This is a genomic window from Spirosoma lituiforme (assembly GCF_054776635.1).
This window is the reverse complement of the sequence record NZ_BAAHBO010000010.1, coordinates 106068-120314: the sequence shown is the minus strand read 5'-3', so window position 1 is coordinate 120314 and position 14247 is coordinate 106068. Positions and strand designations below refer to the sequence as shown.

General features: G+C 50.4%; 11 protein-coding genes and 1 tRNA gene. 6 read left to right on the top strand and 6 right to left on the bottom strand.

Annotated features, from left to right (window positions below):
- Positions 1-110: 110 nt before the first annotated feature.
- From ACYU87_RS24870 to ACYU87_RS24850, 5 genes are all read left to right on the top strand, one after another.
- A complete protein-coding gene (locus ACYU87_RS24870; RefSeq protein ID WP_461136717.1) occupies positions 111-509 on the top strand; it encodes a BlaI/MecI/CopY family transcriptional regulator in 399 nt (132 codons plus the stop codon).
- Positions 506-2461, top strand: a complete 1956-nt coding sequence (locus tag ACYU87_RS24865) for a TonB family protein (RefSeq protein WP_461136716.1) — start codon at positions 506-508, stop codon at positions 2459-2461. Before ACYU87_RS24870 ends, ACYU87_RS24865 begins: the two co-directional genes overlap by 4 nt.
- Positions 2458-2907 (top strand): hypothetical protein, encoded by a 450-nt coding sequence (locus ACYU87_RS24860; RefSeq protein ID WP_461136715.1) that lies wholly within the window; start codon positions 2458-2460, stop codon positions 2905-2907. The genes ACYU87_RS24865 and ACYU87_RS24860 overlap by 4 nt, the downstream gene beginning before the upstream one ends.
- Positions 2904-4307 (top strand): M56 family metallopeptidase, encoded by a 1404-nt coding sequence (locus ACYU87_RS24855; protein WP_461136714.1) that lies wholly within the window; start codon positions 2904-2906, stop codon positions 4305-4307. Before ACYU87_RS24860 ends, ACYU87_RS24855 begins: the two co-directional genes overlap by 4 nt.
- A gap of 140 nt (positions 4308-4447) precedes the next feature.
- Positions 4448-5917, top strand: coding sequence for a DASH family cryptochrome (locus ACYU87_RS24850; protein WP_461136713.1), 1470 nt, complete (start codon positions 4448-4450; stop codon positions 5915-5917).
- Positions 5918-6013: 96 nt separating this feature from the next.
- On the opposite strand, the gene ACYU87_RS24845 is transcribed toward ACYU87_RS24850, so the two are convergent.
- The 3 genes from ACYU87_RS24845 to ACYU87_RS24835 all read right to left on the bottom strand — a co-directional run bounded on the left by ACYU87_RS24845 (position 6014) and on the right by ACYU87_RS24835 (position 9399).
- Entirely contained in the window at positions 6014-8215 is a 2202-nt protein-coding gene (locus ACYU87_RS24845; protein WP_461136712.1) for a S9 family peptidase, read from the bottom strand.
- A gap of 95 nt (positions 8216-8310) precedes the next feature.
- Positions 8311-8895 (bottom strand): YcxB family protein, encoded by a 585-nt coding sequence (locus ACYU87_RS24840; protein ID WP_461136711.1) that lies wholly within the window; start codon positions 8893-8895, stop codon positions 8311-8313.
- Positions 8896-8994: 99 nt separating this feature from the next.
- Positions 8995-9399 carry a DUF4783 domain-containing protein gene (locus ACYU87_RS24835; protein WP_461136710.1) on the bottom strand — a complete coding sequence of 135 codons (405 nt, stop codon included), beginning with the start codon at positions 9397-9399 and terminating at the stop codon, positions 8995-8997.
- A gap of 135 nt (positions 9400-9534) precedes the next feature.
- Between ACYU87_RS24835 and ACYU87_RS24830 the strand changes: the two genes are divergently transcribed.
- The gene (locus ACYU87_RS24830; protein ID WP_461136709.1) at positions 9535-10047 is read left to right on the top strand and encodes a phosphoribosyltransferase family protein; all 513 of its coding nucleotides are present in this window, start codon (positions 9535-9537) and stop codon (positions 10045-10047) included.
- A 169-nt stretch (positions 10048-10216) separates the two neighbouring features.
- Here the strand turns inward: ACYU87_RS24830 and ACYU87_RS24825 are convergent, their stop codons facing one another.
- The 3 genes from ACYU87_RS24825 to ACYU87_RS24815 form a co-directional block, all read right to left on the bottom strand.
- Positions 10217-10393 carry a hypothetical protein gene (locus ACYU87_RS24825; protein WP_461136708.1) on the bottom strand — a complete coding sequence of 59 codons (177 nt, stop codon included), beginning with the start codon at positions 10391-10393 and terminating at the stop codon, positions 10217-10219.
- Positions 10394-10486: 93 nt separating this feature from the next.
- Positions 10487-13498: a DEAD/DEAH box helicase gene (locus ACYU87_RS24820; protein ID WP_461136707.1), complete on the bottom strand. Its 3012-nt coding sequence runs from the start codon at positions 13496-13498 to the stop codon at positions 10487-10489.
- A 630-nt stretch (positions 13499-14128) separates the two neighbouring features.
- Positions 14129-14213: transfer RNA gene (locus tag ACYU87_RS24815), tRNA-Leu, on the bottom strand.
- Between the last annotated feature and the right edge of the window lie 34 nt (positions 14214-14247).

The window sequence follows — 14247 nt, the reverse complement described above, 5'->3', positions numbered from 1 at the left end:
GCCTGGAGAGGCATATTTTATTTTTATTCAACAAATAACTAATATATTAGTTGTAAAACTAAACCATTAGTCATACCTTTCACCTGTTATCATTATTTCCAGTAAAAATTATGCCCATCCGTGAACTCACCAAAGCCGAAGAAGAGATTATGCGCGTGCTTTGGCAGCTCAAAAAAGGCTTCGTAAAAGATGTACTGGCCGCCCTGCCGGAGTCGGACCGTAGCGACGGATTGCCGCCCGCCAAACCGGCTTACAACACAGTCTCAACGATTATCCGCATTCTGGAAAAGAAGGAACTGGTGGGGTATACGGCCTACGGGAAAACGCACGAGTACTACCCACTTATTTCGGAAGAAGAGTACCGACGGTTTCAGACGGAGCAGCTGATGACCAATTACTTCGATAACTCGCTCAAGAAACTAGTATCGTTTTTCGTGCAGGACAAGAACATCAGCCTGAATGAAGCCGATGAGATCATCAGACTTCTAAACAAACAGAAAGACCAATGAACACCCTCGACTATCTGCTTAAAGCGAATCTGTACGGTCTGCTGTTTGTCAGTTGTTACTGGCTTTTCCTGCGTCGGCACACATTTTTCAACCTGAACCGGTTCTACTTGTTGGCTTCAGCCCTTTTATCGCTGGTTTTACCCTTCGTGAGTTTGCCCGCGCAAACGGTTGAGACATTGCCAACGGACTGGCCGGTTCCTGTGGGCGTTATCAGCTTACCCGTAGCTACGGTTGCTACGGCCCCTGCCCAGATCAGTCAGGCAACCGCAGCCCCAGACTGGGAAACCATTGCCCTGTTTGCGTACGGGTTCATTGCGATCCTGTTGGTTCTTCGGCTTGCGATTCGGGTAGGCCGTTTGTTGCAGTTGATTCAACGATCCGAGCGGCAGGTCCATGCACGTTACACACTGGTCGAACCGCCTAGACTAGTCGACCCGTCTGCCGAAGCCCCTACTTTTTCCTTTTTCCGGTATCTGGTTATTAACCCAGCCGATCAGCATAACAACCTCATCATCCGGCATGAACTGGTGCATATTCGCCAGCATCACAGTGCCGATGTGTTGGGACTGGCCCTGCTTCGGGCGTTATTCTGGGCCTGCCCGGCGTTGTGGCTCATCGATAAAATGCTGAGGCAGGTACACGAATTTCTGGCCGACCGGGAAGCCAGCCAGCCAACGGAGTACGCCCGCTTCCTGCTTGACTACGCGTTTGGGATACAGCCCGACGCGCTTACCAATGGCTTTTTTAATCCGTCCCTACTCAGGCAACGCATTCAGATGCTTTACCAGACAGCCACGCCACGCTGGGCACTGGGGAAATACGCACTGGTACTTCCTCTGCTGCTGAGCCTGCTGGCCATGACTACCGCCCGGAGAGAGATTACCGCCCTTGTCCATCAGGCGACTGAAGATACAATAACTGTTACAGGACAAATAACGAGTGCCGCCAATGGAAAGCCGTTAGCCGGATCTGTCGTTTTAATTACTGGCACAAGAAAAGGCGTACAAACAACCGCAAAAGGCTTTTTTACCCTTACAAGTGTTCCAAAGAACGCAACACTGAGCGTTAGTTTCGTTGGGTTTCAGACAATGACCATACCAGTCGATGGACGGACGGCGATTAGTGCATCACTGGCCTTGACCGACCCAAACAAACTACCCACCATGGGCGCTACAGCAGCGTACAGAGCCGTCAAGCCTAATCCTTCCATGCCGGTACGTACACCGCCATCGGTCGATACCATCAATGGAGAGGTGTATAGGGCTGTTGAAGAAGCGGCTGTTTTTCCAACGGGTATTCCAGGCTTGATGCACTATGTAGCACACTCGCTCAAGTATCCGGCAAAAGCCAAAGCCGCCGGTGTTGAAGGAAAAGTTCTGGTACGGTTTGTTGTACTTCCAACAGGAGCGATTGGTTCTGCTACCGTTGAGAAAGGTATTGGCAGTGGCTGTGATGAAGAAGCTTTGCGCGTTGTCAAGCATATGCCCCGCTGGCTACCGGCTAAGCAGGACGGGCAGGCAGTTGCCACACAGTATGTGTTACCCATTCAGTTTTCTCTTGATAAGAAAGCGGATAAACGAACAGGGCAGCTGTCATCACCACCGATGAGCTCTCCCACCGGCTTACTCACATACAGTCGGGACGACAGCAAAAACGCTCGTGTTGCCCTCTACAAGGATATAAAGACCGCCAGTAAAGAACGCTACGGAATCTCGCTACCTGATTCATTAAAGCCGTCGCGGCCATCGATTACTATTCGAAGTAATGGCTTTGATATCGGTGTTGAACCGTTGTACATTATCGATGGGGTTCATGCCTCCAAAGAGGAACTGGAGAAGTTGGACAAAAACAACATTCTGAGCATTGACGTACACAAAGGGCCAGCCGCTACGGTGCTTTACGGTGAGAAAGCCAACAATGGCGCCGTCAACATAACTACGAAACGTAAATGACTGGTCTCGTTCTGCATGCTGTCGTTTGCCTGACGCTGTTCGTGTCGACATCGATAATGGATCACCATGTCTCGGTCTGCTTTACTACACCAACGCAGGTGAAAGCCCAGTCAGTGATTCAGTCAGACTCCATCAAAAAGCAATCGGTGAAGCGCCAGACAAAACCCGTTCAATCGGTAAAGCAGTCCAGCGAAACGCATTACTCGGCACCGGGTCATTACACGGTTACGGTGCCACGAGATAATGCGCCCGGCGGCAAGGCCGATTTGATTCTGGTTAATGGGACCAGACCGATTAATCGAATCAGCGATATCGATTCCAATACAATCGAGTCGATCGAGTTGCTCAAAGACAGTAAGTCCATTGCCAGATACAAACTTCTCTACGGCGAAAAAGCGGCCAAAGGCATTGTCATTATTCATCTAAAAGGCACAAAAACGTTATGAACGCCCTACCTTATTTCCTGACTACCAGTCTTTACCTGGTGCTTTTCTACGGTTGTTACAGCCTGCTTCTCCGACGAAACACCTTTTTTGGGCTGAATCGTGCCTACCTGCTGGTTTCGGTCATGCTGTCGCTCCTGCTCCCGCTGGTTGAGTTACCGGATCGAACCGCCAGCGCATTACCCGTTGGCACCCTTACGTTACCAACGTTTGTGGTTAGCAACTCCCATTCAGCCCAAACCGACAGTCTGACTACAGACCAGTGGATCTGGCTTCTTTACAGCCTTGGCGTTGTTGTTATGCTCATCCGGCTCGGCGTGAACTTACGAGCCGTATTTTCCCTGATCAGACAAGGCACGGCCGAACGTCGATCGAGTTATACACTTGTTCGACTGCCCGATCAGTTCACGCCGGGAGGTCAGATCCCCTCTTTCTCCTTCGGGCGCTATTTAGTGCTCAATCATACCGATGCCCTCACCCAGCCGGAGGTGCTGATGCGCCACGAGAAGGCCCACATTCGCCAGCGCCACACCGCCGATATTCTATTTATTGAATTGGTGCAGGCAGCACTCTGGTTCAATCCGCTGGTCTGGCTGTATAAGGGTGCCCTGCAGGAAGTCCACGAATTTCTGGCCGACCGATCGGTTCTTCAAACGCCCCAACCCGACTACCCACACCAGTTGGTAGCTTATGCCCTCAATGTTCCATCCGCTGCCCTGACTACACCTTTTGTTTCTAAATCAACCCTTAAACAACGTATCGTTATGTTACAAAAACCACAAACACACCGACGGGCGCTGCTCGGTTACGCTCTCGTATTGCCCTTGGCCGCTTTGCTGACCATGTGTACCCAATCGGAGCAGGATCAGCCACAGACGGAGTCGGCTTTGTCCAGCCCACAGGCCCTGGCCAGTAAACCCGTGAAGGTAGAGGGAGACGTTTTCACCGTTGTTGAAAATCAGCCCGAGTTTCAGGGCGGAATGGCAAGCCTGGGAAATTACCTGAGCCAGAACTTACACTATCCTAAAGCAGCGGAAAAGGCCAAGGCAGAGGGTCGGGTATTTGTTAGCTTCATCGTGACCAAAACGGGAGAAATAACCGACGTGCAGCTTCTGAAAGGCATTGGCTATGGCGCCGACGAAGAAGCCATTCGGGTTGTCAAAAGCATGCCCCGGTGGCAACCGGCTACCCAAAGTGGTCAGGCCGTCAATGTGCGGTATAATCTGCCCATCAATTTTACATTGGAAGACGATGACACTGCTTTCAAAGGGATAGAACACTTTACAATTGATGGCAGGGAAGCGACCGAAAAGGAGATTATGGCTGTTCCGCCAAGTAAGATTGGCCGCATGGATGTCGACAAAGAGCGTAAATCGATTTCGCTTACGCTCAAAACAAACTAGTCGGTCCTGACCCGAACAACTTTAACCAGTAGGTGCCCTGACGTTTGTTGATCAGCGTCAGGGCACCTACTTTTTATTTATTTACTGAAACAAGAGTCCCTGTTCATTCATTAGTACTAGACAATCGTTCTCTGTTTCTAATGAATCGCATACTGTACTGGTTTCGTAATGACCTTCGTCTGCACGACAATGAGGGATTTGTCCGCGCGCTCGAAGACGCTGATCAGGTACTGCCCGTGTTTGTGTTCGACCCACGCTGGTTTACACCACATCCCCGGCTGGGCTTTCCCAAAACGGCGGTCTTTCGGGCCAGTTTTCTTTTGGAAAGTGTGACCGATCTCCGTCAGTCGCTCCGTAATAAAGGGGCTGACCTGATCGTACGAGTGGGTAAACCCGCCGATGTACTGGCCGAACTTGCCAGCGAGATCAACGCATCGGCTGTTTACACGAGTAAAGAGATTACGCAGGAAGAAACTGATATGGAATCGAAATTAAGCACCAAACTCAAACCGCTCAATATCGATGTTAAGTTCTTCTGGATGAGCACCCTTCACCACGTCCGGGATTTGCCGTTTACGATCTCGCGGCTACCCGATGTGTTCACACAGTACCGGCATCAGATCGAAAAAAGTGTCACCGTCAGGCCAACGTTCCCAACGCCGGAAGCGGTATCATTTGTGCCCGATGTGTTGCCCGGCGATATGCCCACGCTGGCAACACTTGGGTTTAGTAACGAAGCCCGTCAACAGATCGAACAGCCGGACTCCCGACGGGCAGTGGCATTTACCGGGGGCGAACACGCTGCGCTCGAAAGGCTCAATCATTACCTGTGGCAAACCGATCTGATCACCACGTATAAAGAAACCCGCAACGGGCTCCTCGGCGACGATTTTTCGAGCAAATTTTCGGCCTGGCTGGCCAACGGATGCCTGTCGCCCCGATTTATTTATACCGAACTAAAGCGTTATGAAAACGAGCGGGTTCAGAATGAGTCGACCTACTGGATGATTTTTGAGTTGATGTGGCGCGACTTTTTTCGTTTCGTTGCCTTGCGGTTTGGTACCCGCATCTTTAAAAGTAGTGGCATCAAACATGACCTCAACCGAAAATTCATCCAGGACGAAACGCTGTTTCAGCGTTGGACGGATGGACAGACCGGCATTCCGTTTATTGACGCCAACATGCGCGAACTGAATGCCACCGGATTTATGAGCAACCGGGGCCGACAAAATGTAGCCAGCTTCCTGGTCAGCGACCTTGGGCTTGACTGGACCTGGGGAGCCGCTTATTTCGAAAGCAAACTCATTGACTACGACCCATGCAGTAACTGGGGTAACTGGAATTACGTGGCCGGCGTGGGCAATGATCCACGCCAATTCAGCAACGGGCAACCTCGCTATTTCAACATATACAGCCAGGCCGTGCGGTACGACGAGTCAGGTGACTACGTTAAACACTGGCTACCGGAACTAGCTCAGGTGCCTTCGGATCAGGTGCATCTGGTATCGAGCCTGAATGCTGCCCAGCAGGAACAGTCCGGCGTGGAGTTGGGTACCGACTATCCGTTACCGGTTATCGATCCGACAAAATGGCTGACAAAGCCTTTGTAACAGTCGTCGGGTCAAGAAAAATAGGTTTTTGTATCCTCGTTCGTATCCTAACTGTCCGGCCAGCAAATCTGGCTGACCGCAACGGCGATGTGCCCGCTACAGATTTTTCTCGATGAAATTGGTCATCATCTGGTAGAGATGGAGCCGGGTGTTGCCGCCGTAGATACCATGATTGCGATTCGGATAATAAAAGGACTGGAACTGTTTGCCAGCAGTAATGAGCGCATCTTCGAAAGCAACGGAGTTCTGGAAATGCACGTTATCGTCGCCGGTGCCGTGGATGAGCAGATACGGCCCGCTTAGTTTGGCCGCATGCGTGACTGGCGAATTATCATCGTAACCCGATGCGTTTTCCTGTGGACGTTTCAGGTAACGCTCGGTGTAAATCGTGTCGTAGAAGCGCCAGTTCGTGACGGGAGCTACCGATATACCCGCTTTGAATACATCAGCGCCCAATGTCATGCAGAGCGCACTCATGTAGCCACCATAACTCCAGCCCCAGATACCAACCCGGGCCGGATCGACGAAGGACAGGCTTTTTAGATAACGCGCTGCGGCAATCTGATCGTCGGTTTCAAGTTTACCAAGCTGGGCGTAGGTGGCCGTACGAAAGGCTGCCCCCCGCGCCCCGGTACCGCGCCCATCCACCGATACGATGATGTATCCTTTTTGGGCCAGTGTCTGGTACCAAAAGAAATCGCGGTTGTCCCACTCGTTTTTAACCGTTTGCGAACCGGGACCACCGTAAACAAACATCAGAACCGGGTATTTTTTCGCGCCAGTACTATCGAAATTCACTGGCCGGATCATCCAGCCATTTACGGGTGTACCATCGGCCGCTTTGGTTTGAAAAAACTGCTTCGGGGCCAGCGCGTAGGTCGTCAGACGCGTTTTCAGGGCATCGTTCGATTCCAGTACACGCTGGTCTTTACTCGTTTGGGTATTCCGTAACCGAACCGTTACAGGGGCATTGGCCGCCGTGTGGTAGAGCAGGTAGTAGGCAAAATCAGGGCTGAAATTGGCCGTGTACGTACCCGCATCGCCCGTGAGCCGTTGCTTATCTTTCCCATCCAGTCCAATACGGTACAACTGGCGGTCGAGTGGCGAAGCCTCCGTTGAGGTAAAGAAAATGGTGCCCGTCTTTTCGTCAACGCCCGACACGGTGGCTACCTCAAAATTACCCCAAGTAATGGGCTGAATAAGCTTGCCAGCCATGTCATAACGATACAAATGCTTGTAGCCGCTCCGTTCGCTACTCCACAGGAATGAGTTACCGTCGTTCAGGTACGTCAGGTCGTCCGTAAATTCCAGATCAACGTAGGTCGTGCTGGTTTCGGTCAGGATCGTTGCCGCCTGCCCGGTGGTGGCGTTAACATGCAATAGGTCAAGCTTGTTCTGCAAGCGATTCATCCGCCGAATGGAGAGCAGATCAGCGTTTTTTGTCCATTGAATCCGGGGCAGGTAGCCGTCCGTTTCGCTACCCGTTTGTGCCTGTACTTTTTTACCCGTCAGCACATTGGCTAGCCAGACCGTTACAATCGAATTTGCTTCGCCTGCTTTCGGATATTTGAACCGGTACTCGATCGGATACAAGTTACCCCAGAGCTGCATATCGTATTCGGGAACGCGACGTTCGTCAAACCGTATCCAGGCCAGGCGCTTGCTGTCCGGAGACCATTCGAAGGCGCGCGCCATGCTGAACTCTTCTTCGTAAACCCAGTCGGCTCCACCGTTAATGATGGCATTCTGTTTTCCGTCGGTGGTTAGTCTGGTCTCCTTTCGGGTGCCAAGGTCAACGACAAACAGGTTGTTTTCGCGCATGAACGCAACCCGCTTCCCATCGGGTGAAAAAACCGCATACTGCTGTTTACCTCCCTTACTTAAGGCCACTAGTTGTTTAGTGCCGAGATCATATACATAATAGGCGGCCTTGCTCGATCGGCGGTAGATAGGCTCTTCCTGCGTAGTAATGAGCATTTTCTGCTCGTCCGCCGAAAGCTGGTATCCATCTACCGTAATTTTTTGGCTACTGCCCAACACGGTTGCCTGCTGAGCATCAAAAAGCGTTTCGACCGCTGTGCCGGTGGTAATGGCGAACTTAACGACCTTACCCCCATCGAGCGTAGTATAAAACCCACCGGTTTTCATCCAGTTAACCGCGTCTACCGTCCGCGGGCTAAACACACCCTGATTGCGCCCCCAAACGTCATCGAGCGAAACGGTTTTCAGTGCCTGACTGCTGGCAGGGAACACGGTAAAAAAAAGGGTAAAGCTCGTCAGGAGAAGCCGGATGGTCATACTGTTGACTGTTGATGATGGGCGACAAAAAGAGCGGTTCGCCGTTGCCCTAGCGAACCAGGGCTGCGACGAACCGCTCTATACTATACTATTTTTTATTTTACCGTTTCGGCGGGAACGCTGCCCGGCAAGAGACCCTTCCGTTTCAGCAGGGCATCGGTAAAGCGCAGGTCGTTGTCGCTGGTAAAAATATTGAATGGCAGGTACAAAAACTGCGCTTTCGAGAGGCCTTTCGTAACGGTTCTGGCAATCCAGTTGGCCTTCACGTTGGCCATGGCTTCGGCATTATCCAGGAACAGGATGTAGGCGTCTTTATCTTTGATGACGCTGTCGATCTGACTCCATTTCAAAATACCACCTTCTTTCACATTGATCCGCATCAGAATCTGGCGGCTATCAATTTCATAAACGTACTTTTGAAACAACGCCTTGCTCTGTTCCATCTGCGCAATGCCGGTAATCTGAACAGCCCAGAAAAGCACGTACAGAATCGTAAGCAGCACCACCACAATGTAAATCCAGTAATTAGGATACACCTTCGTCAGGTTCAGCACGACGTTCAGCACGATGAGCGCCAGGGGCACAAATGCCCATTTCCAGTTATCCTTTACCCACTGCCGAAGGGCGATATTGATATACGTTTTTTGATCTAACGCGTATTTTTTAGTCTTAACAATCATAGTACTTCTACATGAAAGTGCAAAGATAAGAGATTGTGTGGGATGTAGGATGTAGGATATACTATGTATGACTTACGGTACCCTATATCCTACGCTCCTTTACTCTTTCCTGAAATGCAGGGCGTTGATTGCGTAGTGGCGATCGGGCGTCTGGCACATGAGCACGTAGACCGAAAATACCTGCCCATTGCTCTCGTAGATACCGGTACTGTGCCGGCGTTTGTCGGACGAGCGTCGATAAACGAACTGGAAACGCTGAGGTGGGTATTTGCGAAAGAAAACGCGCAGAATCAATTCGGCGTGGGTAGCCTGCAACGCCTGAAAGTCAATGTTCTCAGTATCAATGACCAGTTCAATGGTTTCGGCAAAACGCGCGGATAACTGGCTGGCATCTCCATTCCGCAAGGATACGCCCACAGCCTGGGTAACATCTATCACGGAGGAGACCTCACCGGGATGCCCCCATACGAACAGGGTAAACAGAAAACTGATAACTGTATTCATGGATAGAATGGCGGAAACTATACTGGTTTTCGACACTAAGGGCGAAAATTATGCCAAGTGAATAGCTTACCTACATTTCATTGGCTATTCGCTTTTCTCCATCTTTACAGCGCCAAAAATTTCGTTGATTTATCCATGAATACCGTCCAGCCGACGCTTATCCTGAATGCAGAGCAAATCCGCCAGAAAATCAGACGGATAGCGTTTCAGATCTACGAGAATAATTTTGAAGAACCCGCTCTCCTGTTAGCCGGTGTATCGGGAGAAGGCTATGTACTGGCGGAAGCGTTGGCAAGAGAATTGCGGGCAATCGCTCCGTTTTCAGTCAACCTGCTTAAGCTTGAGCTCGATAAAACGCAGCTGGCCCAGCCCCTTGTGCAGGCTGACCAGCCAGTTTCGGCTTACACGGATACGGTTGTTATTGTGATCGACGATGTGCTGTACACCGGCCGTACACTGACGTTTAGTCTGCAGCCTTTCCTGAATGTGCCGGTGCGCAAGCTACAGGTAGCCGTTCTGATTGATCGCAATCACCCCCGCTACCCCGTTTCTGCCGATTACAAAGGGTATGAACTAAGCACGACGCTCACCGAACACGTTGATGTAGTGCTCAGCGACGACAGCCGAATGGGTGTTTATTTGACGTAGTAGTTCCTCTACATCAGGCGATCAGGTTATTCCAGAGACTGTATCCGTGATCCTGTTTCCGAGGTCTGTTTCGTCAAAGACCTTTTACTGACTGGACAAATTTACCTGCCGGAACTCATTTCCGGCAGGTAAGCGAATGACAACGTAGCGTTCATGTATTCGCTTTGATTCACGCTCTTGTACTGCGGATAAGGCCTACGCCGGCGAAGAAGAAAATACCGCCCAGAATGACGTAAACAAACGAGGCCTGAGAAACACCGCCTTTGGTGAAGTCGATACCACCGTAGACAAGACCGATCAGACCGACAAGTGTCAAAACAATACCCAATAGACTTTTGGCATTCATACGTCGAGTTTTTTAGTGAATGTGACAGATTATTGAGTGAATAACTATCCTCAACTAAAACCTTCCCAAAAATCATATCTACCGCGCCACGTTTTATTCCAGAAGTACCATAATATCCTCTTTTGTGAGCGATTTCATAAAGTTTTCCTCCGTCGTAATCAGGCTCCCGGCAAGCTGCTGCTTGGCCCGTTGCAGCGACAGGATCTTTTCCTCGACGGTGTTTTTGGCGATAAATTTATAGGTGAACACCGTTTTTAACTGCCCGATTCGGTGCGCCCGGTCGACGGCCTGTGCTTCAATAGCCGGATTCCACCAGGGGTCCAGAATAAATACGTAGTCGGCTGCGGTCAGGTTATGGCCCAGGCCGCCCGCTTTGAGCGAAATTAAAAACAGCTTTACCGAATCGTCGGTCTGAAACAACTCCACTTGGCTTCTGCGGTCAACGGTCGACCCGTCCAGGTAGGCATACTTGATATTTTTCTCTTTCAGGTACTGCTGAACAACACTCAGGTGTTTTATAAACTGACTGAATACCAGAATCTTGTGATTTTCAGCCATGGCCGTTTCCAGCCGCATCAGCATATCCTCCAGCTTGCCCGAATCCCCTTCATACTCCGCATCGACCATCCGGGGGTGGTTGGCAATCTGCCGAAGTTTGGTTAATCCCTGCAAGACGATCATCTGCGATTTGGCAATGCCTTCTTCTTCAATTCGCTCCAGAATCAGGTTTCGGTAGTAGGATTTTGCTTCCTCATACTGAGCCGACTGGTCGGGGGTCATGTCACAATACAGAACGCTCTCTACTTTGGCCGGCAGATCGGTGGCCACCTGCGACTTGTTTCGCCGGAGCATAAACGGCTTGATCAGCGCATACAGTTTCCCGGTTTTTGCTTCGTCGTGCCGTTTCTCAATGGGAATTTGAAACTCATTCCGGAAGAATGACTGACTACCCAGCAAACCCGGATTAATGAACGACATCTGCGACCAAAGATCCATCGTACTGTTCTCGAGGGGCGTTCCGGTCAGAATAAGGCGGTGGCTCGTGTTCAGTTGCATGACCGCCTTCGTAATATGCGACGACGGGTTTTTAACCGCCTGCGACTCGTCCAGAATAACGTAATTGAACGGGTAGTCGCTTAATAAATCAATGTCGATTCGCACGATGCCATACGACGTCAGGATCAGATCATACCCATCGAACTGAGCCGTGTTTTTGTCACGGTACGTACCCGTATAGACCATCACCCGCAGATCGGGCGTAAACTTTCGGGCTTCTAACTCCCAGTTATACAGCAACGAGGTGGGCATAACCAGCAAGCTCGGTCGGATCGTGTTCGGTTCAGCAGCACCCGCTTCTTTCTGACCCTGGAGCATGGCCAGCGTCATAACTGTTTTGCCCAGACCCATGTCATCGGCCAGACAGCCCCCAAATCGGTATTGCCGCAGAAAGTTCATCCAGTCGTAACCCGCCTGTTGATAGGGCCGCAAACTGCCGTTGAATCCTTTGGGCAACGGAAACCGCTCGATCTCCTCGAAGTTACGCAGACGTTCGAGCTTCCGGCTGATGATGGTGGTGGCCAGATTTTCCCGCTCCAGTTCCTGCACCAGCGCCAAATGATATTTCTGCAACACCAGCCGATCAGTATCATCAAGGCCACCCGCGTGCTCCATAAACCCAAACAGTTCGGAATATTTGGTAAACCAGGCATCGGGAATAACGGCTATTTCACCGTTGGGCAGCGAGAATTCGTGCTTCTTGTTAAGAATAAGCGTCCGCAATGTCAGAAACGGAATCTCGAACTCGCCAAAGCGAACGTTGGCATAAATATCAAACCAGTCGCGTCCTTCTTCGATGGAGACCTTAATGCTCGAATAACCCAGAAAATACCGTTTGGTGTCCTGCGCATCCTGCCGGAGTAAAAACCCCGCTTCCCGAAGTTGGCTGTTGTTGTTCGAGAGCCAGGTAAAGGCTTCGGCCTTCGACACGGCCAGTCTGCCATGCCGTAAATCCAGCCCGGAGTCCTGCAGAAAGGTGAGCTTGGTTCGCTCCAGGCGCTGGTCACGGCGTATTTTATGGAAGATATAGTCGTCGTTTTTCTTTTCCAGCCGTACGTTCGCCGACGCTCCGGAACTATCGAAACGAAACATAAAATCGCCATATTGAAACGACAGGTCAAAAACAATACGCTGACTGGCCCCTTCATCGCTATCGTCTGCGTCGGGGCTTCCCTGAAGCACAGGTACAGAACGGCCGGACGACACCATTTCGGAAACGGTTAGCACAGGCACGGGCTCAACCGCTTCCGAACGAATATCAAAACCTTTGGCATATACGTCATACGACGCAATGAGAGGAGTAACGAAGCGTTCGTAATACTGCTGTTCGATATTTCGGGGAATGACGATGTGATTTTTGGTGAAGAATGGCCGTAATTTTTTACCATCTACATTCTTGCTAAAGTGATAAAGCCGGTTGCCCACCATCAGGTAAGCCGGTTCGTCACAAATCATTAGCGCGTCCTTAAACTGAAACTCAACCCGCTCCGTTTCGCTGGTCTGGCCATCTTTCGCACCCCCTTCGCGCGACGCAATCGGGTACCGAATAATGGGGAAATAGTGCGTCGACTCCGTATTACGGACGAAGTGAAAATGCACACGGGCCGGTTCAGGCATCCAGATGATTGGCTCCCAGGCGGGATTACCATCATTCCCCATAATATAGAAAGGCTTACCCGGCAGCAAAGCCATGATTTTGGCCTTAACCGTTTCCAGATGCCCGCAAATCTTCTCCTGAATAAGTTTGTCGCCCTTCTGAGGGTCATATATTTTCAGAAAGAAATCGACGGCGGGTAGCTTCTTGCTATTAAATTTTTTGACGATAAAATCCTGCTGAATGCTGTCAATGAGTTTTACCAGCTCAAAGTCCCGGTTATCCAGCCCTTTCGCGAACTCGCTGACGTTCTGGGTAGATAATGTCTGGTTTTGCAGGGTCAGTTCACCCTTACTGTTGCGTTGCACCACAAAAGCCTCAATCAGGTAACCCAGAAACTCGTGATCCAGTAACGAATACACGATTTGAAACGGCTGCAAAGGCGATACTTTCATGACAACAGTACCATTCAGGGCCAGCCCGTTGGAGACTGGTCAGATGGTCGGGTATAGGTGAACAATTTCAGGAAAGAAACTGCGTGGATAATAGAATCAACAAGCAAAGAAAGACCAATCAAAGCTGCTCATAGTGAGCCATTTAACGTCCGTCTACATTTATCAAAGGTGTCAAATATACGAATCAAACCAACACGCACAAGGGAGAATCTGACAAAATAAGTAAATGGGGAAATCCGCTGGTAAACTCGGCGAAAGGGCATGATGACACACCTGAATTCAGGGCGTTGGAGATGGTGCAGAAAAGGGAAATTCTACGTCAAAGCCAGAAAAATCAGGAAGATTGAACCGATCAGCAAAGCGCAGAAACTTAGGGAAGCTATGTTTCAGCATAGAGTAACCGTTGATCAACTAACCGAACACATATACCAAAGTTGTGTATGGCGTGGGCTTTTCGAACGCAGAAACGTTGCGCGTTATCTTCGAAAAACCATTGGTATAGTACCCGTTGATTATGGAAACAAGTACAATAAATGAATTATTTTCCTCAGGCGGCTTTGTAGCGAAACTGCGCCCGGACTAATAGAAACGCAAAAAGGACACTATCAGTAGTGTCCTTTTTGCGTCTTGTACCAGGAGCGGGAGTCGAACCCGCACGGGCTTGAGGCCCACAGGATTTTAAGTCCGGCGTGTCTACCAATTCCACCATCCCGGCATTCTATGCCTCACATTTGTGAAGCGGCATTTAC

Excerpts from the sequence above, each read along its gene's own strand:
- ACYU87_RS24835 (WP_461136710.1), bottom strand. The coding sequence starts at position 9,399 with ATGAATACAGTTATCAGTTTTCTGTTTACCCTGTTCGTATGGGGGCAT.
- ACYU87_RS24845 (WP_461136712.1), bottom strand. The coding sequence starts at position 8,215 with ATGACCATCCGGCTTCTCCTGACGAGCTTTACCCTTTTTTTTACCGTG.
- ACYU87_RS24850 (WP_461136713.1), top strand. The coding sequence starts at position 4,448 with ATGAATCGCATACTGTACTGGTTTCGTAATGACCTTCGTCTGCACGAC.
- ACYU87_RS24870 (WP_461136717.1), top strand. The coding sequence starts at position 111 with ATGCCCATCCGTGAACTCACCAAAGCCGAAGAAGAGATTATGCGCGTG.
- ACYU87_RS24840 (WP_461136711.1), bottom strand. The coding sequence starts at position 8,895 with ATGATTGTTAAGACTAAAAAATACGCGTTAGATCAAAAAACGTATATC.
- ACYU87_RS24865 (WP_461136716.1), top strand. The coding sequence starts at position 506 with ATGAACACCCTCGACTATCTGCTTAAAGCGAATCTGTACGGTCTGCTG.
- ACYU87_RS24860 (WP_461136715.1), top strand. The coding sequence starts at position 2,458 with ATGACTGGTCTCGTTCTGCATGCTGTCGTTTGCCTGACGCTGTTCGTG.
- ACYU87_RS24825 (WP_461136708.1), bottom strand. The coding sequence starts at position 10,393 with ATGAATGCCAAAAGTCTATTGGGTATTGTTTTGACACTTGTCGGTCTG.
- ACYU87_RS24830 (WP_461136709.1), top strand. The coding sequence starts at position 9,535 with ATGAATACCGTCCAGCCGACGCTTATCCTGAATGCAGAGCAAATCCGC.
- ACYU87_RS24820 (WP_461136707.1), bottom strand. The coding sequence starts at position 13,498 with ATGAAAGTATCGCCTTTGCAGCCGTTTCAAATCGTGTATTCGTTACTG.
- ACYU87_RS24855 (WP_461136714.1), top strand. The coding sequence starts at position 2,904 with ATGAACGCCCTACCTTATTTCCTGACTACCAGTCTTTACCTGGTGCTT.